This window comes from Neobacillus ginsengisoli (genome assembly GCF_030813055.1).
In genome coordinates, this window is record NZ_JAUSTW010000003.1 from 330,009 (window position 1) to 353,645 (window position 23,637).

Consider the following 23,637-nt stretch of genomic DNA (forward strand, 5'->3'; position numbering starts at 1 on the left):
AAAAGAGCACAGGCTTATACGCCTGTGCAGGAAAAGTATATTTTTTTAAAGGGGGTCAATTACTATCTCTATAATACCCTACCATTATTTCACTACTGTTACAGGAGAATTAAAACATAATTACTTTTTCGTGAACAAATTTGGACCGGGTTGACCGGAACGGAATATTACTGTTTAAGTTTAAATTCTTCTTTCAGCTCTTCAATAAAATGCTGGGCACTTTGGGCTGCAATACTTCCATCGCCTGTCGCTGTTACGATTTGGCGCAAAGTTTTTTCACGGATATCACCTGCAGCGAAAATTCCCGGGACTTTAGTCTCCATGCGGTCATTGGTTTCAATGTAGCCATTTTCGTTTGTAATCCCTAGACCTTCAAACGGTTTAGATAACGGCAGCATACCGATATAAATAAACACACCGTCCGCTTTCAGTTCCTGCACCTCACCATTTTCGGTTGAAACAAGTGTCACGCTTCCCACTTTGCCATCTTTATCATTGATGGCTTTAAGTGTATGATTCCAAATAAAGTCCACCTTTTCATTAGCAAAAGCTCTGTCTTGCAGAATCTTTTGCGCACGAAGCTGGTCACGGCGATGAACGATGGTTACTTTTGAAGCAAATCGGGTTAAGTAGACCCCTTCTTCAACAGCGGAGTCACCGCCGCCAATAACAAACAGTTCTTTATTTTTGAAGAAAGCGCCGTCACATACGGCACAATAGGAAACCCCGCGCCCGCCAAGCTCTTTTTCTCCAGGAACGCCGATTTTTTTATACTCCGCACCGGTTGTAATGATTACAGAGTAGGCCTTATATTGTTTCGAACCTGCATTAACAATTTTATAATCTCCATGATCTTCGATTCCCTTAATATCGCCATATGCATATTCAGCACCGAATTTTTTCGCATGTTCAAACATTTTTGTTGATAAATCCGGACCTAATATACTTTCAAATCCGGGATAGTTTTCAACATCCTCGGTATTGGCCATTTGTCCGCCCGGCATTCCCCGTTCAATCATCAATGTGGAAAGGTTTGCACGGGATGTATAGACTGCAGCTGTCATACCTGCAGGACCTGCACCGGCGATAATGACATCATAAATTTTTTCCTCAGACATGCTTTTCACTCCTTATTAAGAACAATGCCTATTATAAGCATTAGTATCCCCTTTTCCCTTAATGGTATATAACAAAGATTTTCTCGTCCAAGAATTTGCTCAATCAAAAGCTCCAGCACCCTCAAAGAGGCACTGGAAGCTAACGTTTATTTTAGAAGTGATTTGATTACCTTTACATATTTACCTACAGTTGCCGATGATACTCCATAGCGTTCAGCAATTTCTAGCTGTGATACTTTTTCACTACGGAGCTTATTCCAAACATAATCAATGGCTCCCGCCCATCCATTCTTGTTTTTCAATTGGATACCGGATTGCGCCATTTCCTCCAAAGCAGAAAACCACATTAAATATAATCCGGACTCCACCATGCCGATTGGCTGATGGTTTTGATATAAGAGTTCCGCCACCTGATGGGCTTCTGCTGTAACAGAAGGCAAGCCGGACTTTACATAGGAAAGGTATTCTCTTTCAATAGGAGAAAGCTTTTGATTTTGAAAAAGCCGCTTCGATGAAAGGATTTCGTCTTTTTTACTTGAAACCGTTGCGAGGAAAATCGCAAACAATCGTTCTTCAATATAGTCGCTTTCCAGCTTTTGAAAAATCGACCCGGGATGGTCCTCGAAACCATTTGTTGGCGGCGCTGAAGCATTCCACGGCTCTAGTCCCTCTTTATCAGGATTGATTTGAAGGGCGATTTTCCAAATATTTTTTGCGAAATTTTCATAACCTGTGTAAAAAGCCGAGTAGGATAGCCAGTAATAAAACGGACCGTCGCCTTCAAATCCGTGTTTATATAACTTTTTAAGCCATAAATAAGCCAATTCATACTCTCCGACTAATGCAAAGGTTGCTCCTAATTTAAATTGATGTTCCGAAAGAAGCGGCTGAATTTTTTTTAATGTATCAATTAATGCTTTTGCTTTTTCAGTTTGACCTTGGTAATGGGCAAATACAAGCCTGTTACAAAGAGCATGGAGATTTCCGGGATTGCGCTCCAAAACATCTGTTAATATAGCTTCCGCTTTTTCCGTTTTCCCAAGATAAAAATAAGCTAGGGCTAAATTATTGTACGCCGACCAGTATTCCGGATACTGTTCAACGACATCCTTTAAAAGCTCGATCGCTTTTGGAAAATATCCCGATTCCAAAAGATCGCGGGCTTGCTCCTGCTTTATAATGAGATCGTCCTGCAGATACAGTTCATCCTCCAGTCCTTCTCCTTCAAAAGAAAGCAGTTCGAGCAGATCTTCTGTGTCTTCCGTAAAATCACCATCCGGATCCAATTGTAAATAAAGTTTGGCATGGTGATATGCATCTTTAAAAAATCCCAAATGGGCATAATTATTGGCTAAAAAATAATGGCATTCAGTCATTTCTTCGTCCAGTTCTTCAAGGATTAGATGCAAGAGTCGATTGGAATTTTCAAACTCGCCCAGTTCAGTTGAAACAATGGCTAGCTGGCATGCAATCATCGGTTCACCCGGTTCAAGCTGTAAAGCCCGCCCGAGATATTTTTTTGCCTTTATAAAATCACGCCGATGATACGCCTTTACACCCTTCGTGAAATAATATTCCCCAGTCGGAACAAATGAAAGTACTTTTCCCTTTTGAATTCTTGCTTTCGCGTCTTTACCCATGAAGTCCTCCATCTTTCATATAAACATAACTAATGTAGTATAACACAACTGTTACTTGTACGAGAAGGGGGTGGAAAATTGTAATTTAAGAGGTTTACAACTGTGGAGAGTGGTGCATTTGATGGGATTTCATTACTGTCGGATGAGCATGTATAACTGTCGGATAAAGTTGCGTTACTGTCGGATAAGCACACGTTTCTGTCGGAGAGCAAGTCCTTACTTGTTTTGATTGTTTAATCCTCCGATAGCAACTTACAAAATTGAAGAGGGATTTTTACAAATTTCAAGCTGCGAGTCCATTTTCACAAAAAACCAGCCCCATTAGGACCGGTCCTTGTGTCTTTCTTCAAGTGTTAGCAGTACTTCTTTAAAAGGAAGCTCCTGTTCAACCAAGAGAACCATTAAGTGATACAGTAAATCGGATGCTTCCCATTTTAGTTCACCATGGTCGCGGTTTTTAGCGGCGATTATGACTTCTGCAGCCTCCTCGCCGACTTTTTTCAAAATTTTATCTACGCCTTTTTCAAAGAGGTAAGTGGTATATGCTCCTTCAGGGCGCTCGCGTTCGCGGTCTAAAATTACTTTTTCAAGCGAAGCTAATATCTGATAGTCCGCCAAAGCTGGAGTCGAAACTCCTTCATAAACCCGCTCTGAAAAACAGCTTACCGCACCTGTATGGCAGGCAGGACCTTTGGGGTTCACCAAAACAAGCAAAGCATCCTGATCGCAGTCATAATTCACACTGACCACTTTTTGCGTGTTACCGCTTGTCTCTCCCTTGTGCCACAATTCCTGACGGGAACGGCTAAAAAACCATGTTTCACCGGTTTCCAACGTTTTATCAAGTGATTCCCGATTCATATAAGCTAACGTTAAAACTTCCTTTGTTGAGGCATCCTGGATGATGGCAGGAACGAGCCCCTTTTCATCGAACTTCACATTCATCGTACTGTCACTCCTTTTCCCCTTAGGTAGCTTTTTACTTCGTGAACAGAAGTCTCTTTATAATGAAAAATCGAAGCCGCAAGAGCTGCATCTGCTTTTCCAGCTAAAAAGGCTTCTTCAAAATGACCGGCATTTCCTGCACCGCCTGAAGCAATCACGGGCACAGAAACTGCCTCACTAACCGCCTTCGTCAATTCCAAATCAAAGCCGTTCTTTCCGCCGTCACAATCCATACTTGTTAATAAAATTTCGCCGGCACCAAGTGCTACTGCTTCTTTTGCCCACTCGACAACTTTTTTATCAGTCGGTTTTCGGCCTCCGTGGGTAAACACGCACCACGTCCCTATCTCTTCGTCAAATTTGGCATCAATCGCTACCACGATACACTGGGATCCGAAAAAATCAGCGCCTTCTTTTATGAGTTGAGGAGTCAAAATAGCTGCTGTATTCAAGGATACCTTATCAGCGCCGGCACGAAGAATTTTTTTCATATCTTCCAATGCATTGATGCCCCCACCAACCGTAAACGGAATCGCAAGCTCGGAAGCAACCGCTTTGACGACTTCGACCATCGTTTTTCTTCCTTCTACAGAAGCGGAGATATCAAGAAAAACCAGTTCATCGGCCCCTTGCTCATCATAAAATCGCGCTAGCTCGACCGGGTCGCCGGCATCGCGGAGCTGGACAAATTGAACTCCCTTTACTACTCTACCTTCCTTCACATCAAGGCAAGGAATAATTCGCTTTGTTAGGGCCATACTCTCACCTCTTCTAATGCTTCCCTCAAGGTAAAACAGTGTTCATATAGGGCTTTACCGACAATCGCTCCGCCGACACCTTTAAACTCGACTGACTTTAATGCATTTAAATCTGCCAGACTGCTTACACCACCTGAAGCAATAACATTTTTCCCTGTCACTTCGGCCATTTCACAGACAGCCGCAATATTCGGACCTGAAAGGGTTCCATCTGTGGCAATATCCGTAAAAATAAATGTTTCAGCACCGGCATCAGCGAAGCGTTTGCCTAGTTCAACCGCTTTTACCTCTGATGTATCAAGCCAGCCATGGGTAGCAACATAGCCGTTTTTCGCATCAATCCCCAGGGCAATTTTCCCGCCATACTTTTTGATCATCCCTATAGCAAAATCAGGGTTGGAAACGGCGATGCTGCCGATAATCACACGGCTTACGCCATTTTCAAGGTAGTGAACGATATCTTCTTCAGAACGAATACCTCCGCCAATTTGGATTTTTACCATTAGCTTCTTGGCTGCCTCAATTACAAATCGGTCATTAACACGCTTACCGTCCTTTGCCCCATCAAGGTCAACCATATGAATCCATTCTGCACCTTCAGCAGCAAAGCGCCGTGCCATATCAAAAGGTGAATCGCCATAAATCGTTTCCTTGTCGTAATCACCTTGGAGAAGGCGGACGCAATTGCCCCCACGCATATCAATCGCCGGATAAATCGTTATGCTCATCGGACAGCCTTCCTTTCCTCAACAATCTGTAAAAAATTATTTAGCAGGGCCATTCCAAGCCTGCTGCTTTTTTCCGGATGAAATTGCATTCCAAAAATATTGTCACGGCCGACTACCGCTGAAACCTGTTCATGGTAATCAGCTTTTGCCAGTAGCACATCTGAATTTTCGGCATTCACAAAATAAGAATGAACGAAATATACATAATCTTCATCGAGATTTTTCAACATGGGAGAGGACTTTACAAATTCTAGCCGGTTCCAGCCCATGTGGGGCACCTTGTAAGATTTACCCTCAGGTGTCCTGCCGGAGAAGCGACGGACACTGCCGGGCAGTAACCCTAACCCCTCAGTTAACCCGTTTTCATCGCTATTTTCAAAAAGTAGCTGCATGCCGAGGCAAATTCCCAGGAGCGGTTTACCCGACGCTGCAAATTCCTTTATCGTATTGACCTGCAAGCGTTCCATTGCATCACGAAAGGATCCTACCCCGGGGAGAATCAGGGCATCGGCTCCAAGTAAATCCTTTTTTTCACTTGATATAAAAAAGTCGGCCCTTAAACGCTCGATCGCTTTACTTACACTAAACAGGTTCCCCATGCCATAATCGACAATTCCTATCATCTATAACATCCCTTTCGTTGATGGAACCCCCTTGATACGGGGATCAATCGTAGTTGCTTCGTCAAGCGCCCGGCCCAATGCTTTAAAAACGGCCTCAATCATGTGATGGGTATTTTTACCGTAATGAACAATGACATGAAGGTTCATTCTGGCTTCAAGGGCGAGCTTCCAGAGAAATTCATGAACAAGCTCCGTATCAAAAGTTCCCACTTTTTGGCCGGGGAACTCGGCGCGCATTTCCAAATGCGGCCGGTTGCTAAGATCGACAACCACCTGGGCTAATGCCTCATCCATCGGCACAAACGAATTCCCGTAACGCTTAATACCCTTTTTATCTCCAAGAGCCTCTCTTAGCGCCTGTCCTAAACAAATGCCGATATCTTCAGTTGTGTGGTGATCATCAACTTCCGTATCACCGTCAGCATTAACAGTTAAGTTAAATTGACCGTGTTTCGTAAACAAATCGAGCATATGGGACATAAAAGGCACCCCTGTTTCAAGCTCGGACTTTCCCTCACCATCAATCGCTAATGATAATTGGATTTTTGTTTCATTTGTATTCCGTTCAATACTTGCTGCTCTTTCCATAATCGGGGACCTCCTTAGTCATTTTTCAACCTTATTTCCACAGCCCGTGCATGTGCTTCAAGACCTTCCATGCGGGCAAATTCAGCAATTTTTGCGCCATTTTCCTTTAGTGCTTTCTCACTGTAGATAATTACGCTGGATTTTTTTTGAAAATCATCGACATTAAGCGGACTTGAAAAACGGGCCGTCCCGTTTGTCGGCAGGACATGGTTAGGGCCGGCAAAATAATCGCCAACGGGCTCCGAGCTATAACGGCCAATAAAAATCGCTCCAGCGTGACGAATTTTTCCAAGAAGCTCCATTGCATTTTCCGTTATGACCTCCAGATGCTCCGGGGCTAAACTATTAACGGTGTCTACCGCTTCTTCAATCGTATTGGTGACATAAATAACCCCATAATCCTCAATGGAACGGGCCGCAATTTCTTTTCTCGGTAAAACTTCCAGCTGCTTATGCACCTCTAGGGCAACCTCCTCCGCCAATCTTATTGAAGGGGTAACAAGAACGCTGCAGGCACGCACGTCGTGCTCAGCCTGCGATAACAGGTCAGCGGCAATTTCGTCAGCTCGTGCCGTTTCATCGGCAAGAACCGCAATTTCGCTCGGACCGGCAATCATATCAATATCGACATCGCCAAAGACCTCGCGTTTTGCTAACGCGACATAGATATTTCCGGGACCGGTTATTTTATCAACAGACGCAATCGATTCAGTTCCATAGGCGAGCGCGGCAATTGCCTGGGCACCGCCAACCTTATAGATTTCTTCAACGCCGGCTTCTTTTGCGGCAACAAGTACAGCTGGCGGTAATTTACCTTCTGCATCCGAAGGAGATACCATAACAATTCTTTTTACACCCGCCACCTTCGCGGGAATGACATTCATCAAAACCGAGGATGGGTATGCTGCCGTTCCGCCCGGGACATACACACCGACCGAATCAAGCGGGGTAATTTTTTGACCAAGAATCGTACCGTTTTCTTCCGTGGTCATCCATGATGGCCGGAGCTGTTTTTCGTGGAAAGAGCGGATGTTTTCCGCTGCTTCGCGAACGATCGATACAAAGCGCTCCTCCACTTGATGATAGGCCTCGGTGAATTCATTTTCTGTTACCGTGAACGAGGACAACAGGACACGATCAAATTTTTCCGTATACTCTCTTAAAGCCGCGTCGCCTCCGGCACGAATATCTGCTATGATTTTTTTAACAACTTCCAGCTGCTCCTCTGTACCTGTTTCAATTGAACGTTTAATCGAGGCTAGCTCCTCCACTCGCAGGATCTTCATATTAGTTGACCTCCACTGAAACTACTTTGCTTAGCCGTGCTACAAGATCATTTATCATTTTATCTTTGATCCGGTAACTGACCGGATTTACGATTAACCTCGATGTCACATCGACAATTCGTTCATATTCCACCAGGCCGTTTTCAACCAGTGTTCGTCCCGTTGAAACAATATCGACAATCCGGTCTGCAAGACCGATGATCGGCGCAAGCTCAATCGAACCATTTAATTTTATAATTTCAACCTGTTCTCCTTGCTCGCGGAAATAGGCTGCCGCAACATTTGGATATTTGGTTGCGATTTTCGGGGCAACATCATTCATTTTTGTGTTTGGCAGCCCTGCTACTGCCAGATAGCAGCCGCTGATCTGTAAATCGAGGAGTTCATAAACGTCCCTTTCCTCCTCGAGCATAACATCCTTACCGGCGATTCCGATATCCGCCACTCCATGCTCAACATAGGTCGGGACATCTGTTGGTTTTGCTAAAATAAACCGAAGCCCTTCCTCTTCAATCTCAATAATCAATTTCCTTGATTCATCGAATTCAGGAGGCAGCAGGTAACCTGCTTTCCGAAGTAAGTCAACTGCCTCTTCAAAAATTCTTCCTTTTGGCATCGCAATCGTTAAAATTTCACTCATCTGCAGGCTCCTTTCCTGCTTTCCCGATTAAATAAGTGGTATCGGCAAATTTTTTCGTAAAAGCATCAAGATTTTTCACACCGTTAATGTCTTGTAGAACGACCCGAGTTCCTTCTTCATGCATTTTTTCCGCTAAGCGAAATGCTTCCTTTCTTCGCTCTTGGCTGAAAAGAATGCAATGGGCGGTATTATCTTCTGTCATGTCCCCAAGAGACTCTAAAAGCCGGTCAATCCGAACAGCAAAGCCAGTGGCACTTGCTTTTTTTCCGAACTTTTCGATTAAACTGTATCTGCCGCCATTACCGATTGGGAAACCGACCTTATCGGCATAGACTTCAAATAATATTCCTGAATAGTAACTCATGTGGCTGACAAGGGTGAAATCAAATTTCACTTGATCCTGCACATTATAGTCATTGACGACATCCCACAATTCTTTCAGCTGCAGGATCGCTTGTTTGCCTTGTTCATTCTCGATAATATCAAGAGCCATGCCGATGACTTCCTCTCCGCCTCGGAGCTCAAGGAATTGGAGAAGTCTTTGTTTATCAATCGAAGATAATGACAGGGAATTGACATGCTCCCGGTAGCCTACATAATTTTTTTCATATAAAAATCTTCTTAAGCTGTCGGCCCGTTCATCTGTCCCTAAGATTTGCAAAAATAATTCCCGGGCAAAGCTTATATGGCCGATTGAAACTTGGAAATGACGTAAGCCTGCTTCTTTTAATGAAGAAACCAATAACGAAATTACTTCGCCATCGCTTGACACTGTTTCGTCATTTATACATTCAACGCCGATTTGTTCAAACTCAGCCGGCCTACCGCCTTCACGCTGCTGGGCACGAAACACATTAGCAGCATAGGCTAACCGAAGCGGCAGATCGTCCTGCAAAAGCTTTGAGGCCGCAACACGGGCAATGGGCGTAGTCATTTCGGGTCTTAACACTAATGTATGACCATCTTTATCGAGCAATTTAAACAGCTGTGTATCCAGAATCGCTGATGCGTTCCCAACGGTTTCATAGTATTCAAGTGTCGGTGTTTCAATAAATTGATAGCCCCAGCGTTTAATCGCATCCTCCAAAAACTTGCGAACACGATGTTTTTTTTCATATAACTCCGGTAGCGTGTCTCTCATGCCTAATGGCTTTTCAAACATAAACAAGCGGCTCATCCTGCTCATCCTTTATTTTTAGAATCCTTTAGTTTGCTAATATGGTAGAGAATTAAAGTATTATTTGTAGTTTACCTTCTTAAAAACCAAACGTCAATTTATTTTTCCCATTTATCAATTAATTCCACGGTATTTGACATTTTTTCCGCATGGGGCGGAATTTTGAATAAAACAAAAGCCCGGTTCAAAGACCGGGCCTACTCTTTTTTTCCATAAATCGGGTCATCTGCCCATCGCTTTTGTAATTCTTCCTTCGTATAAATAACCCGCATCGGATTTCCTCCGACGAAACATCCCGGTGGAACATCCTTATGAACAAGGGTACCGGCTGAGACAATCGCTCCATCCCCGATCGTCACCCCCGGAAGAATCGTTGAATTGGCGCCGATCATGACTTCACTCCCGATTTCAACGGGCCCAAGCCTGTATTCTTTTATCAAATACTCATGGGCGAGAATCGTCGTATTGTAGCCAATTACAGTATTGCGGCCAACGCTGATTTTTTCAGGAAACATCACATCCAGCATCACCATTAAGGCAAAGGACGTTTGCTCGCCCACCTTAAGTCCAAGAAATGTTCGGTAAAGCCAATTTTTCATCCCCAAAAAAGGTGTGTAACGGGCAAGCTGGATGACAATAAAATTTTTTACAACCTTCCAAAAAGGAACGGTTTTGTAAACATGCCATAAGGAGTTCGCACCTTCAACTGGAAAGCGGGTCGTTTTCCTCATATTTCTCACTCTCCGAGAATGGTTAGGATATCTGCCATGTTCTCCAGGATGTAATCCGGTTCGTACTTGGCAAGGTATTCTCTGCCTTTAATCGACCAGGCACAGCCTGCTGTTATTGTACCGGCATTTTTACCGGCCAAAATATCATGGTAATTATCACCGACCATCATCGCTTCCGACGGCGTTGAATCCAATTGTTCAAGCGCCTTAAAAATCGGTTCCGGGTCAGGCTTTGTCTTACTCACATGATCATAGGCGACTATTACCTCGAAAAATGAGTCGAGCTTCATCAATCGGAGCCCTTTTAACGTAACATCAAGTCGTTTAGTCGTGACAATTCCAAGCTTGTAGCCTTTTTCCTTTAGTGTACCGACCGTTTCCAAAACACCTGCAAATTCTTTAACCAATGCGTCATGATTCGCAATATTAAACGTCCGGTATTCGAGGATCATTTCCTCGACCCGATCCGGATCAACGGTAGAAAACGCTTCATGAAGGGTAGGTCCCATAAACGGAAGGACATCCTCGCGGCTGTACTTACTTGGATAATATTTATTAAGCGTGTGTAAATAAGTAGTAATAATTAACTCATTAGTATCAATTAAAGTCCCGTCTAAATCAAAGAGAATTGTCGTAATTTTGTTTGTCATAGCTTGCTTCCTTTCTACTCATGGTGCCGGAACGATTCCAAATCGTACTGACGGCCAATGTAATAACAATGGCTACTCCTAGCCTGATTAAAAACAAAGGCCAAACAGGTATCCCAAGCGGAACAAAGATTAACGTATCTTCAACAACAGCATGACAGCCGACGAGGAAAATAAAGGCTAATGTCAAATCTTTTTTACTTACCCCATCCTCTTTGACAGCCTGAATCATGACACCTGCTCCATACGCAAGTCCAAAAAATAACCCGGCAGCCATCGTCATTGCCGTGTTTTCCTTCATGCCGAGTGTTCGCATAACAGGTGCCAATCCCTTTGAAAACTTCTCAAGCCAATTCAAATCCTTTAAGAATTGAATCACAATCATAAGCGGTATCACAATCATGGTAAGCTGTAATATCCCGATCACCGCTTTTTTAATTGCTTCTCCTACAATCGAGACGATACCTGTCACGTGCGCGGAAGTCGTCGGGATCAGACCGTACTGTGCTGTACCTGAGCCGCCGTGCCAGACAAGGTTAATGACTGCAGCAGATGCCAGGGCGAGCCCGATTCGTGTTGCCAAAACCACCCACAGCTTGACCCCTGTTTTCACTGCCACGCTTGATTCAATAAATAAATTATGTGAAAACGACAGCATAATCGCTAAAATAAACACTTCTTTAACCGAAAAGTGCAGGGTAAGAATAGCGCCAATCGCCGCATATAAATTTAGAAAGTTTCCTAACACAAGCGGTATCGCGGCATTCCCCGACAAGCCGAGCAGCTTCATGAGCGGAGAAATCATTTTAATTACCCAAGGCAGGACAGGTGTATATTGCAGAACCGATACGATGATGGTAACTGGAAAAATAATTTTCCCTAATGTCCATGTTGTTTTTAAGCCAACGAATAACCCCTTTTTCAATGAGCCAATCAGCATTTCAATTAAACCCCTTTTAATTGGTTAATCCTTGAGTATCTAAATAACGCTCATCTGAAAGTCCTTTTTTTCGGCGATATACAATAACAATAACGGCGCCAATGATCAACACAATCGAAATGGCTTGGGCCATTCTAAGGTTGCTTGTTAGCATTAAACTATCTGTTCGCATACCTTCCACGAAATAACGACCGATGGAATACCAAATGACATACGAGAGGAAAAGCTCTCCGCGGCGTAAGTTCACGAAGCGAAGCGAGATTAACAGGATAAACCCGGCAAAATCCCAGAGAGATTCATATAAAAACGTCGGATGATAATATGCTCCGTTTATATACATTTGATTGATAATAAAATTAGGTAAGTGTAAGTTTTCAAGGAATTGCCGTGTAACTTCCCGTCCATGTGCCTCCTGGTTCATAAAATTTCCCCAGCGACCGATAGCTTGACCAAGAATAATACTTGGTGCGGCAATATCAGTTATTTTCCAAAAAGGAACCCCTCGTTTTTTGGCAAAAACATAGGTCGTTATCACCGAACCGATTAAGGCTCCGTGAATGGCAATCCCGCCATGCCAAATTTGAATCATTTCACTTGGATGATGCACGTAATACTTCCATTCAAAAATCACATAATAAATGCGCGCTGAAATAATCGCAATCGGAATTGCCCATAGCATTAAGTCAGCAAAAGTATCCTTTGGCAGCCCTCTCTTATTCGCTTCCCTTATGGCAATAAACAAAGCAAGTGCCAGACCTGATCCAATGATAATCCCGTACCAGTGCACTTGAATCGGTCCCAGTGTAAAGGCAATAGGGTTAAGAGGCTGAATCGTTTCTTTCATATCCACGTCTCCTTATTTTTTTTTTAGAAATCTTCATGTTCTCCGTCTTCAATCACATCAGAAAGGCGCTCCGTAAATTGTTGTGCGGCATTTACGCCCATTCTTTTTAGCCGGAAATTCATGGCGGCTACTTCGATAATGACGGCCAGGTTTCTTCCCGGGCGTACAGGTACCGTAAGCTTGGTTACTTCGGCATCAATAATTTTCATTTTCTCTTCATCTAAGCCCAGGCGGTCATACTGCTTTTTAGAATCCCAGATTTCAAGATTGATGACCAACGAAATCTTTTTATTACTTCGTACCGCCCCTGCACCAAACAAGGTCATCACATTGATAATTCCCAAACCTCGTATTTCTAATAAATGCTCGATTAATTCCGGCGAGTTCCCAACTAATGTGTCTAAATCTTCTTGGCGAATTTCCACACAATCATCGGCAACCAGGCGGTGACCGCGTTTGACTAATTCCAAAGCGGTCTCACTTTTACCAACCCCGCTTTTGCCCGTGATTAAGACACCCACACCATAAATATCCACTAAAACACCATGTACAGCAGTAGTCGGTGCCAGCTTACTTTCCAGGAAGTTCGTTAAACGGCTCGAAAAACGGGTCGTTTTCATATTCGCACGTAAAACAGGAACAGATTCCCTTTCAGATGCTTCAATAAGCTCTGCAGGTACATCTAAGCCTCTCGTGACAATGATCGCAGGTGTAATGTCCGTGCAAAGACGGTCCATTCTTGAGATTCGCTCACCTTCAGGAAGCTCTTCAAAAAAAGATAGTTCCGTTTTACCTAATAGCTGGATTCGGTCAGCGGGATAAAATTCAAAATATCCGGCAATTTCAATTCCAGGTCGGGAAATATCACTCATTGTGATCGGGCGGTTTATTCCCTCTTCCCCACTAATCAATTCAAGTTGAAATTTTTCAAAAATATCTTTGGTTCGTACTTTTGGCAAGAAAGCTTCCCCCTTATTTTTCGGGCTGTTTATAAAAAAGAATTAGTGCAAAAAATTTCATTTCCTCTTATTTTAGCATTTTTTAGTGTAGAACCAAATGAAGTTGTCCTAAAATCTTCAAAATTAATACAATTTCCGTTTTCAGGTAAAATTAAAGTGAATTTATGTTTTATTCAAATGTGGTATAGACAACTAAACCACTTAGACATATAATAAATGATAGATGATCCATTTATTTTTATCGAATTGGAGTTGAAGGACATGAACCTACTGATCATGATCCCAGGAACAGCAATTTTAGAAAAAGAAATCGCAGAAGCCATTTATATTTATATAGAAAACGGCAAAATCCAAGAAATAGGTCCTATTAACGAGGTTCCCTCCCGTTTTCAAGATGCGGATAAAATTGAGATTCCCATAGAACAAACCGTTGTCCCCGGTTTTATTGATGTGCATATTCACGGTGCAGCAGGTGCTGATACAATGGATGCCACGCCGGAGGCTCTGACAACAGTGGCAAAAGCACTTCCTGCAGAAGGAACCACGAGCTTTTTGGCAACAACGATTACCCAAAAACATGAAAATATTGAAAAGGCCCTGGCGAACGTTGCAGATTATTGCAGCAAGGAGAATGATCCAGGAAAAGCAGAAGTCCTCGGCGTTCATTTAGAAGGACCATTTATTAATGTCAAACGCGCCGGTGCTCAGCCTAAAGAATACATTATCGATCCGGATATAGAATTATTCCAGCGCTGGCAACAGCTTGCTGCCGGAAAAATTAAATTAGTTACCGTTGCGCCGGAGCTTGAGAACGGAACCGACTTTGTCCGATACTTGGATGAAAATGGCGTAATTGCCTCCATTGGCCACTCCGATGCCATCTATGAAGAAGTGGAAACAGCCGTAAAAGCGGGAGCCAAGCAGGTGACCCATCTATTTAACGGCATGCGCGGAATTCACCACCGTGAACCTGGCGTAGCGGGATCAGCACTTTTGTTTAAAGAATTAATGGTGGAACTGATAGCGGACGGCATCCACGTCAGACCGGAAATCATTAAGCTGGTGATTGATTCCAAAGGTGCCGACGGAATGATCTTGATTACCGATGCAATGAGAGCAAAATGTCTAAAAAGCGGCATCTACGATCTTGGCGGTCAAGACGTGTCCGTTGCCGACGGAAGGGCACTGCTTGCCGACGGAACCTTGGCAGGAAGCATTTTAAAAATGAATGATTCATTAAAAAATACAATTGAATTTGCACGAGTTTCACTTGTTAACGCAGTACAAATGGCCAGTGTTAATCCAGCGAAGCAATTAAATGTCTTTGACCGTAAAGGAAGTATCGCACCGGGAAAAGACGCCGATTTTACGATATTAACCAATAACTATCAAGTCGATTTAACTATCTGCCGTGGTGAAATCGCTTATAAACGGGGGTAAATCATGATGAACATCATACGTGTTGCTAACTATGAGGAAATGAGTATCGAGGCCGGGAAGCTTATCGCTGAAAAAGTCCGCGCTAATCCAAGCATGACTTTAGGACTGGCAACAGGCAGTACGCCGCAAGGATTTTATCAATATTTAGTAAAAGACCATATAACGAACGGAACAACTTATAAAAACATTAAATCCATCAATTTGGATGAATACATTGGCCTTCCTGCCAGCGATCCAAATAGCTACCATTATTTCATGCAAAAAAATTTATTTGATCATGTTGATATTTCATCAAAAAATACCCATATTCCAAACGGAGCAGCAACCGATTTGGATGAGGAATGCGTCCGATATGAAAACTTAATTAAAGAAGTCGGTGGTATTGACCTTCAAATCTTGGGTATCGGTCAAAATAGCCATATTGGTTTTAATGAGCCGGGAACTTCCTTTCATAGTCGGACCCATGTGGTCGCACTTGCGAAAAATACGCTTGAAGCCAATGCCCGATTTTTTGCGAAGCTTGAGGATGTACCCACACATGCACTGACCATGGGGATTGCGAGCATTCTCGACAGCAAGGAAATTTTCTTGCTGGCATCAGGAACGGCAAAAGCGAAGGCAGTGGCTCAACTTTTTACAGAAGGAATTAGTGAGGATTTTCCGGCATCTGCTCTAAAACAACATCAAAAAGTCACTATCATTGCTGATGAGGATGCATTAAAATATATTTAATGTGTTTTAAAGAAGGAGAATGGACGATGATTAATAAAAATTCACCTATTCCCATCTACCATCAGCTTGAAGAATATATTAAGCAACAAATTGACCGTGGGGAACTGAAGGAAGATGAAAGCATACCGTCTGAACGGGAATTTGCTGAAAGGTTCGAAATCAGCCGCATGACCGTTAGGCAAGCAATCAATAACTTAGTGATGGATGGCTATTTATATCGGCAAAAAGGTCGCGGAACGTTTGTAAATAAAAAGAAGGTTGAGCAAGAACTTCAGGGAATGACAAGCTTTACTGAGGACATGGTATCAAGAGGTATGAGACCGAGCAACAAGCTTCTTTCCTTTCAAATAATCCCTGCTGACCAAAAAATAGCTTTACAACTATTACTCGCTGAAAATGATTTAGTTTATAAAATTAAGCGGATTCGTTTAGCCGACGGTTTTCCAATGGCACTTGAAACGGCCTATATCCCTGTGAGCATTGTCCCCGGTTTAACAGAGGAAAATAGCAATCAGTCCCTCTACCGTTATATAGAGGAAAATTTATCTCTATCAATCAGTGAAGCAAAGCAGGAAATTGAAGCTTCGATTGCGAATAGTGATGAGGCCGAAGATTTAGCCATTTCCGAAGGGGCACCGATCCTTTTCATTGTGCGTACTTCCTATCTTCTAGATGGAACGCCATTTGAACTTGTATTGTCCTCATTCCGAGCGGACCGTTACCGGTTTACCCATACGATGAAAAGAATTTAAAGAAAATAGCGCAGGCATGCCTGCGCTATTTTTTGCGATGCTTCGACGGTTCAAGAATCGTCTTTTGAATGATCAGGTTCACAATCGACATGATAATTGCAACCAACAGGGCCATTCCAAAGCCCTTAATCTCAAATGCTGCTCCCATTAGTGCATCTGTAAGTTCAAGTGTGATTGCATTAATCACAAACAGAAACAGACCCAAAGTTAAAATCGTTGCAGGTAAGGTAAACAATATAAGTATCGGGCGAACCAAAAGATTAAGGATGGATAACAGGAAGCTCGCCTCAAGGGCAGCTGTGAATCCGGTCAATTGAAAGCTTTCATGGAAATAACCCGCAAGCGCCATAAACAATACAGCATTGATCAAAACCCCGATTAGCCATCTCATATATTTCGATTCCCCTATTTAAAAGTCCTAACACCGTCTGATTTATGAACTGTGATCGAGCCTGTTTTTGTATCGGCAAACACCTTCAACATCCGCTCCGGATGATTGACCGATTGAAAGCGAAGTAATTTTTGAATCATTTCGCTTTTCTCTTCAAGGATTTGAATTCCTTCCAGCTTTACATTAAAGCCTCCAAGATTGGTCTTTAACTCACCATTAACAGGAATCCCCTCGGGAACAAACAAATCAATACTGCCTGTTGTTGCTTTTGCCGAAATCAACTCGCTGCGATTTCCACTAAGATTGTAAATAATATTGCCATTAAACGTCTGCGTCTCAATCTTTTTAAAATCGCCATCCAGTTTAATTGCTCCATTAATCGTTTCTGCTTCGATTTCATCGAACAGACTGCTTTTTATTTTAATCGAACCATTCGCCGTCTCGATTTCTGCTCTGCCGCCATTCATGCGATCGAGATTAATTTTTCCATTGGCCGTTTTGACACGAAAATCGCTTATTTCCAATTCTTCTCCTGAAATCGATCCATTAAACATGCGAACTCGGACTTTTGCATATTGCGATCTTGGTACATAAATAACCGCATCCACCTTCATCCATTTTTGCTGCGTCATAAATCGTAGTTTCTCCCCCTCAATGGCAAAAATCACATCTTTTAAAAAGTTTTGCCGGGCTTGTTCGGTCGTGTCGACGCGATAAACCTTGGCCTTACACTCTATCCGAGCATCGTTTTGATCCCAGGCAGCGATCCTAAGCGTTCCATTCGCCACATCAATATCCATATCCTTTAAGAAAACCTCGCCATGGTGAAAGATATGGGAAATTTCCACGGATTGGCCAAAATTCAAATCCAGATCAAAATCTTTAATTTTTTTCAATGCGGAATCTACAAATTCAAAAATTTTATCTTTCGTTGACTGGAATCTCCCATTCACAGGATCCTCTTTTTTTGTTTCCTCAAATTTAACAGCCGTAGAGAGCTCATGGATGATTTGCTCCTGCTTCTGCTCCATTGTTTGCTGCGCCTTTTCCAACTCTTCAAGCAATGATAATGCCTCGTCAACCTTCAATTTTCCCTCTTCAACCATTTTTAAAATTCGCTTTCTTTCCTCTTTCATCTTTTCCACCTCAAAAAATTATTTATTTTTCCTTCTCTTAAGCTTATTCTTGTTTGAGAGTCTTTACGACTTTGATTATGTTCCAGATGAAATCCAATACCATTGTTTACGATTTAGAAAGTTGAAAGTTTCGTATTTTTTTTAGAAGACGGGACAATTCCAAAAAAAAGCTAAAACCAAAAGGTTTTAGCTTTTTACACTCAGTTCTTTTTCTTCAATTTGCTTTTTCATTCTTAAACGGTCCCGTTCGAGGATTGGCTTTAAATATTTACCTGTATAGGATGCAGGAACTTCTGCCACTTTTTCCGGCGTACCGGTTGCGACGATAGTTCCGCCTTTATCGCCGCCTTCCGGACCAAGGTCGACAAGATAGTCAGCAGCTTTAATGACATCAAGGTTATGTTCAATTACAAGCACAGTATCACCATTTTCAACCAATCGCTGCAAAACAACCAGAAGCCGTGAAATATCATCCACATGGAGGCCTGTTGTCGGCTCATCTAAAATATAGAACGAACGTCCATTGGAACGACGATGCAGTTCGGATGCCAGCTTGACACGCTGCGCTTCTCCGCCGGATAAAGTCGTTGCCGGCTGGCCTAAAGTGATATAACCCAATCCAACATCAAGGATTGTTTGAAGTTTACGGCTGATTTTTGGAATGTTTTCAAAAAATCCAACCGCCGTCTCAACCGTCATATCAAGGATTTCAGAAATGTTCTTCCCTTTGTACTTTACTTCCAGCGTTTCACGGTTGTATCGTTTTCCATGGCATACTTCGCATGGAACATACACATCCGGTAAAAAGTGCATTTCAATTTTAATGATGCCATCACCACGGCAGGCTTCACAGCGGCCGCCCTTAACATTAAAGCTGAAGCGCCCTTTCTTATAGCCGCGAACCTTTGCCTCATTTGTTGATGCAAACACGTCGCGAACGTCATCAAAAACCCCTGTGTACGTTGCAGGATTCGATCGCGGTGTTCTGCCGATTGGGGATTGGTCAATATCGATGACCTTTTCTAAATAATCGATTCCCTTAATACTCTTATGCTCCCCGGGTTTACTTTTCGCATGGTGAAGCTTTTGCGCAAGCGATTTATGGAGAATTTCGTTGATAAGCGTACTTTTACCTGACCCCGATACACCGGTAATCGCAATAAACATTCCGAGCGGGAGCTTCACATTCACATTTTTTAAATTGTTCTCAGATGCGCCTTTTATTTCAATAAACCGTCCATCTGCCTTGCGGCGTTCAAGTGGCAGCGGAATAAACTTTTTCCCCGATAGGTATTGGCCCGTCAGCGAATTCGGATCCGCCATCACTTCTTCTGGCGTTCCCGCGGAAACAATTTCTCCGCCGTGTATTCCCGCGCCAGGTCCAATATCAATCAAATAGTCTGCAGCCATCATCGTATCCTCATCATGCTCGACAACAATTAAGGTATTACCGATTTCACGCATATTTTGTAAAGTGCCGATTAAGCGGTCATTATCACGTTGGTGCAAACCGATTGACGGTTCATCCAGAATATATAAAACCCCTGTTAACCGCGAGCCGATTTGCGTAGCCAGGCGAATCCGCTGCGCCTCACCGCCGGAGAGTGTTCCGGCAGCGCGGCTTAACGTTAAATAATCAAGGCCGACATTAATTAGAAAGCCAAGTCGCTCGCTAATTTCACGAAAAATCAATTTTGCAATTTTCATTTCTTTTTCCGATAAGTCTAAACCGGCAAAGAATTGATGAGCTTCTTCAATCGAAAGGTTGGTCAATTGTGAGATATGGCGGCCCGAAATCAATACAGCAAGGCTTTCCTTTTTCAAACGATAGCCTTTACAGGTTGGACATGGCTGTTGACCCATATATTTTTCCATTTGTTCACGGATAAAATCGGAACTCGTTTCCTTATAACGGCGCTCAACATTTCTGATGACGCCTTCAAATTCGATATGACCTTCTCTAATTTGACCGAAATCGTTCTCATAGCGGAAATAAATTTTTTCACGGCCCGAGCCATATAAAACTTTTTCCAGAAGATTCTCGGGGATATCCTTAACAGGGATATCCATATCAATTCCATAATGGCTGCATACAGCCTCAAGCAGCTGCGGATAGTATTGCGAGCTTGTCGGCTCCCATGGGGCAATCGCATGCTGCTTTAGTGTCAAGTCCTTATTCGGAACAACAAGATCAATATCCACTTCAAGCTTGGAGCCAAGCCCATCACATTCCGGGCATGCACCGAATGGGCTATTGAAGGAAAACATCCTCGGCTCTAACTCACCAATGGAAAAACCGCAATGTGGACAGGCATGGTTTTCACTAAACAGCAGCTCTTCCTCGCCAATAACATCCACGATTACCTTTCCCTCACCCAGTTCTAATGCGGTTTCAAGGGAATCGGCAATCCGTGATGCCACCCCATCTTTAACGACAATCCGGTCGACAACCACTTCAATCGAATGCTTTTTATTTTTTTCTAACTCAATTTCATCGCCGATGTCCATCATTTCTCCGTCAACACGGACACGGACAAAGCCTTGCTTCTTAATATCTTCAAAGACTTTAACATGCGTTCCCTTACGTCCCGAAACAACGGGGGCGAGGATTTGCATTTTTGTTCGTTCCGGATATTCCAGGATACGGTCGACCATCTGTTCAATTGTTTGTGAGGAGATTTCAATCCCGTGAATCGGGCATGTTGGATGCCCTACTCTGGCAAACAATAAACGTAAATAATCATAAATTTCCGTCACGGTACCTACCGTGGAGCGCGGGTTCCGGCTTGTCGTTTTTTGATCAATCGAAATCGCCGGCGATAGTCCTTCAATCGTATCAACATCGGGTTTATCCATCTGGCCAAGGAATTGCCGGGCGTACGCTGAAAGCGATTCAACATAACGGCGCTGACCTTCAGCATAGATGGTATCAAATGCAAGCGAGGACTTCCCCGACCCGGAAAGTCCTGTTAAGACAACAAGTTTATCTCTGGGAATCGTGACATCAATATTTTTTAAATTGTGGGCTCTAGCGCCTTTTACAATCAATTTATCCATTGCCATGTTTAAGTTATCCTTCCGCTTTTAACTCTAAAATGAGATCGCGAAGCTCAGCGGCACGCTCAAAATTAAGCGCATTGGCTTCGACCTTCATTTCCTTTTCCATATTCGCAATAAGCTTTTCTTTTTCCTTTTTTGACATCTTGCCGAATGATTTTGCCGGTTTGTAGTCTTCCTGCTCCTCGGCAGCATGAGTGGCGCGAATGACATCGCGAATATCTTTTTGAATCGTTTTTGGTGTAATTCCATGCTTCAGGTTGTATTCCTCCTGAATTTCACGGCGGCGCTTCGTTTCACTAATCGCCAATTCCATCGAATTGGTCATCCGGTCCGCATACATAATTACCTGCCCATTGGCATTACGGGCGGCCCGGCCAATGGTTTGAATTAAGGATCGTTCCGAACGAAGGAAGCCTTCTTTATCAGCATCAAGTATCGTTACAAGTGAAACTTCGGGAATATCAAGACCCTCACGGAGCAGGTTAATTCCGACAAGAACATCATATTTTCCCAGGCGCAGTTCTCTGATAATCTCGATCCTCTCAAGTGTTTTGACTTCCGAATGCAGATACTGAACTTTAATTCCGATTTCTTTCAGGTAATCCGTTAAATCCTCAGACATTTTTTTCGTTAAGGTTGTCACCAGCACACGTTCATTTTTCTTCACCCGATCCTGAATTTCACCGATCAGATCATCGATTTGACCTTCAATCGGCCGTACCTCAATGGTAGGATCAAGCAGTCCTGTCGGGCGAATGATTTGTTGAATCATTTCCGGTGTGTGCTCCAGCTCATAAGGACCGGGAGTAGCCGAAACAAAAATAATATTGGAAATATGTTTTTCAAATTCATCAAAGGTCAATGGCCGATTGTCGAGAGCTGAGGGGAGACGGAAGCCATGCTCAACTAAAACTCCTTTCCGTGCCTTGTCACCGTTGAACATTCCCCTTATTTGCGGCAGGGTAACATGCGACTCGTCAATAACCATAAGAAAATCATCAGGAAAATAATCCAGCAATGTGTACGGTGTCGAACCGGCCTCTCTTAACGTTAAATGGCGGGAGTAATTTTCAATGCCCGAGCAAAAGCCCATTTCCCTCATCATTTCCAGATCATAGCGGGTCCGCTGTTCAAGTCTTTGTGCTTCAAGCAATTTATTTTGTTCCCGAAGAACGGCAAGACGTTCCTCCAGTTCTTTTTCAATATTTGCGATGGCAATTCGCATTTTTTCTTCCCTGGTAACGAAGTGGGATGCCGGGAAAATCGCTACATGTTCGCGTTCGCCAATGATTTCTCCTGTAAGTGCATCAACCTCACGAATCCGATCAATTTCATCACCAAAAAATTCAACTCGGATACAATGTTCATCGCGGGAAGCGGGAAAGATTTCGACCACATCGCCGCGAACCCGAAACGTTCCGCGCTTGAAATCAATATCATTTCGATCATATTGGATATCGACTAACCGATGTAGCAGCTGATTCCGTTCAACCTCCATACCGGTACGGAGAGAAAGCACCAGCTCCCGATACTCCTCCGGCGATCCGAGACCATAGATACAAGACACACTGGCAATGACAATGACATCCTTCCTTTCAAATAAGGAAGAGGTTGCCGAGTGGCGCAGTTTATCAATTTCATCGTTAATGCTGGCATCTTTTTCAATAAAGGTATCGGTCTGGGGGACATAGGCTTCAGGTTGGAAATAATCATAGTAGCTGACAAAATACTCAACAGCATTGTTTGGAAAAAAATCTTTAAATTCGCTATAGAGCTGGCCCGCTAAAGTTTTATTGTGTGCGATGACGAGCGTTGGCTTATTAATTTCCTTAATCACGTTCGAAACGGTAAACGTCTTACCCGTACCCGTTGCACCGAGAAGGGTCTGGTGCCGCTTATTTTGATGGATTCCGTCGACTAATTGGCGAATTGCTTCGGGCTGATCACCTTGAGGCGAGTATTTTGAAACTAATTCAAATTGATCCTTCACGCAAACTTCCTCCTGAAAAAAATAGGATTCTTCTATTATTGACATTTTTCAATTTTGAAAACTAGAAAACGTTCAAGAATGGAGCTAAAAATAGCTTCTGTCTATTTATATTACCATTTTAACACAAATCCCCAATAACTAACCAATAATATGCGAACGAATATTCGTGATTTTTTTAGTGAACAAAAAAGCCTGCCTCTTTTTGGCAGACTTGAAATTATAGTTAATTAGCTTTTTTTCACGGCTCTTTGCTTCATTTTTGCTGCTAAGGCAAAACCGGCAGTTAAGGAAAAAGCATCAATGACGATTAGCACGAAAGTGTTTGTATATCCTTTATAAACAGATGCAGCGATAAGTCCGACGGTTAAGGCAAGGCCGATGATCCGATTATACGTGACCCTTGTAAAAAGCAAAACAAGCAAGCCCGGCATGATCAGTGCCGATAAATATTCAATAACCACGGGTACACCTCATTCATTCTTTCTGTTTATTCATTTTAAGAATTTATTCAT

23 protein-coding genes are annotated in these 23,637 nt (G+C 43.0%); 3 read left to right on the forward strand and 20 right to left on the reverse strand.

Annotation, left to right across the window (positions count from 1 at the left end; genetic code table 11):
* Positions 1–167 precede the first annotated feature (167 nt).
* From trxB to hprK, 15 genes are all read right to left on the reverse strand, one after another.
* Positions 168–1,118 (reverse strand): thioredoxin-disulfide reductase, encoded by a 951-nt coding sequence (gene trxB / locus J2S10_RS10745; protein WP_307407460.1) that lies wholly within the window; start codon positions 1,116–1,118, stop codon positions 168–170.
* Between the two features lie 146 nt (positions 1,119–1,264).
* Positions 1,265–2,758 carry a tetratricopeptide repeat protein gene (locus tag J2S10_RS10750; RefSeq protein WP_307407462.1) on the reverse strand — a complete coding sequence of 498 codons (1,494 nt, stop codon included), beginning with the start codon at positions 2,756–2,758 and terminating at the stop codon, positions 1,265–1,267.
* Positions 2,759–3,079: 321 nt separating this feature from the next.
* Complete coding sequence (gene hisIE, locus J2S10_RS10755; protein WP_307407464.1) at positions 3,080–3,703, reverse strand: bifunctional phosphoribosyl-AMP cyclohydrolase/phosphoribosyl-ATP diphosphatase HisIE; 624 nt, start codon at positions 3,701–3,703, stop codon at positions 3,080–3,082.
* Complete coding sequence (hisF, locus tag J2S10_RS10760) at positions 3,700–4,461, reverse strand: imidazole glycerol phosphate synthase subunit HisF (protein ID WP_307407466.1); 762 nt, start codon at positions 4,459–4,461, stop codon at positions 3,700–3,702. Before hisF ends, hisIE begins: the two co-directional genes overlap by 4 nt.
* Positions 4,452–5,189: a 1-(5-phosphoribosyl)-5-[(5-phosphoribosylamino)methylideneamino]imidazole-4-carboxamide isomerase gene (gene hisA, locus J2S10_RS10765; RefSeq protein WP_307407467.1), complete on the reverse strand. Its 738-nt coding sequence runs from the start codon at positions 5,187–5,189 to the stop codon at positions 4,452–4,454. Before hisA ends, hisF begins: the two co-directional genes overlap by 10 nt.
* Positions 5,186–5,812: an imidazole glycerol phosphate synthase subunit HisH gene (gene hisH / locus J2S10_RS10770; protein WP_307407469.1), complete on the reverse strand. Its 627-nt coding sequence runs from the start codon at positions 5,810–5,812 to the stop codon at positions 5,186–5,188. The genes hisA and hisH overlap by 4 nt, the downstream gene beginning before the upstream one ends.
* Positions 5,813–6,400: an imidazoleglycerol-phosphate dehydratase HisB gene (gene hisB, locus J2S10_RS10775; protein ID WP_307407471.1), complete on the reverse strand. Its 588-nt coding sequence runs from the start codon at positions 6,398–6,400 to the stop codon at positions 5,813–5,815.
* Positions 6,401–6,414: 14 nt separating this feature from the next.
* Entirely contained in the window at positions 6,415–7,686 is a 1,272-nt protein-coding gene (gene hisD, locus J2S10_RS10780; protein WP_307407472.1) for a histidinol dehydrogenase, read from the reverse strand.
* Position 7,687: 1 nt separating this feature from the next.
* Positions 7,688–8,326: an ATP phosphoribosyltransferase gene (gene hisG / locus J2S10_RS10785; protein WP_307407474.1), complete on the reverse strand. Its 639-nt coding sequence runs from the start codon at positions 8,324–8,326 to the stop codon at positions 7,688–7,690.
* On the reverse strand, positions 8,319–9,503 hold the full coding sequence (locus J2S10_RS10790) for an ATP phosphoribosyltransferase regulatory subunit (RefSeq protein ID WP_307407475.1): 1,185 nt from the start codon (positions 9,501–9,503) through the stop codon (positions 8,319–8,321). The genes hisG and J2S10_RS10790 overlap by 8 nt, the downstream gene beginning before the upstream one ends.
* A 197-nt stretch (positions 9,504–9,700) precedes the next feature.
* Positions 9,701–10,234 carry an acyltransferase gene (locus J2S10_RS10795; RefSeq protein WP_307407477.1) on the reverse strand — a complete coding sequence of 178 codons (534 nt, stop codon included), beginning with the start codon at positions 10,232–10,234 and terminating at the stop codon, positions 9,701–9,703.
* 5 nt (positions 10,235–10,239) lie between these two features.
* A complete protein-coding gene (gene ppaX / locus J2S10_RS10800; RefSeq protein ID WP_307407479.1) occupies positions 10,240–10,884 on the reverse strand; it encodes a pyrophosphatase PpaX in 645 nt (214 codons plus the stop codon).
* Entirely contained in the window at positions 10,853–11,821 is a 969-nt protein-coding gene (locus J2S10_RS10805) for a nucleoside recognition domain-containing protein (RefSeq protein ID WP_307407480.1), read from the reverse strand. The genes ppaX and J2S10_RS10805 overlap by 32 nt, the downstream gene beginning before the upstream one ends.
* A 16-nt stretch (positions 11,822–11,837) precedes the next feature.
* Positions 11,838–12,665, reverse strand: coding sequence for a prolipoprotein diacylglyceryl transferase (gene lgt, locus J2S10_RS10810; RefSeq protein WP_307407482.1), 828 nt, complete (start codon positions 12,663–12,665; stop codon positions 11,838–11,840).
* Between the two features lie 23 nt (positions 12,666–12,688).
* A complete protein-coding gene (hprK, locus tag J2S10_RS10815) occupies positions 12,689–13,624 on the reverse strand; it encodes an HPr(Ser) kinase/phosphatase (protein ID WP_307407484.1) in 936 nt (311 codons plus the stop codon).
* Between the two features lie 261 nt (positions 13,625–13,885).
* On the opposite strand from hprK, the gene nagA reads away from it, so the two are divergent.
* The 3 genes from nagA to J2S10_RS10830 are packed head-to-tail and all read left to right on the forward strand — an operon-like array spanning position 13,886 to position 16,548.
* On the forward strand, positions 13,886–15,064 hold the full coding sequence (nagA, locus tag J2S10_RS10820) for an N-acetylglucosamine-6-phosphate deacetylase (protein ID WP_307407486.1): 1,179 nt from the start codon (positions 13,886–13,888) through the stop codon (positions 15,062–15,064).
* A gap of 6 nt (positions 15,065–15,070) precedes the next feature.
* Positions 15,071–15,796: a glucosamine-6-phosphate deaminase gene (gene nagB, locus J2S10_RS10825; RefSeq protein ID WP_307408122.1), complete on the forward strand. Its 726-nt coding sequence runs from the start codon at positions 15,071–15,073 to the stop codon at positions 15,794–15,796.
* 26 nt (positions 15,797–15,822) lie between these two features.
* Positions 15,823–16,548, forward strand: a complete 726-nt coding sequence (locus tag J2S10_RS10830) for a GntR family transcriptional regulator (protein WP_307407489.1) — start codon at positions 15,823–15,825, stop codon at positions 16,546–16,548.
* A 25-nt stretch (positions 16,549–16,573) separates the two neighbouring features.
* Here the strand turns inward: J2S10_RS10830 and J2S10_RS10835 are convergent, their stop codons facing one another.
* From J2S10_RS10835 to J2S10_RS10855, 5 genes are all read right to left on the reverse strand, one after another.
* Positions 16,574–16,939, reverse strand: a complete 366-nt coding sequence (locus J2S10_RS10835) for a phage holin family protein (RefSeq protein WP_307407491.1) — start codon at positions 16,937–16,939, stop codon at positions 16,574–16,576.
* 14 nt (positions 16,940–16,953) lie between these two features.
* On the reverse strand, positions 16,954–18,075 hold the full coding sequence (locus tag J2S10_RS10840; protein ID WP_307407492.1) for a DUF4097 family beta strand repeat-containing protein: 1,122 nt from the start codon (positions 18,073–18,075) through the stop codon (positions 16,954–16,956).
* 186 nt (positions 18,076–18,261) lie between these two features.
* A complete protein-coding gene (gene uvrA / locus J2S10_RS10845) occupies positions 18,262–21,138 on the reverse strand; it encodes an excinuclease ABC subunit UvrA (RefSeq protein WP_307407495.1) in 2,877 nt (958 codons plus the stop codon).
* Positions 21,139–21,145: 7 nt separating this feature from the next.
* Complete coding sequence (uvrB, locus tag J2S10_RS10850) at positions 21,146–23,125, reverse strand: excinuclease ABC subunit UvrB (RefSeq protein ID WP_307407497.1); 1,980 nt, start codon at positions 23,123–23,125, stop codon at positions 21,146–21,148.
* 227 nt (positions 23,126–23,352) lie between these two features.
* On the reverse strand, positions 23,353–23,586 hold the full coding sequence (locus J2S10_RS10855; protein WP_307407499.1) for a CsbA family protein: 234 nt from the start codon (positions 23,584–23,586) through the stop codon (positions 23,353–23,355).
* Between the last annotated feature and the right edge of the window lie 51 nt (positions 23,587–23,637).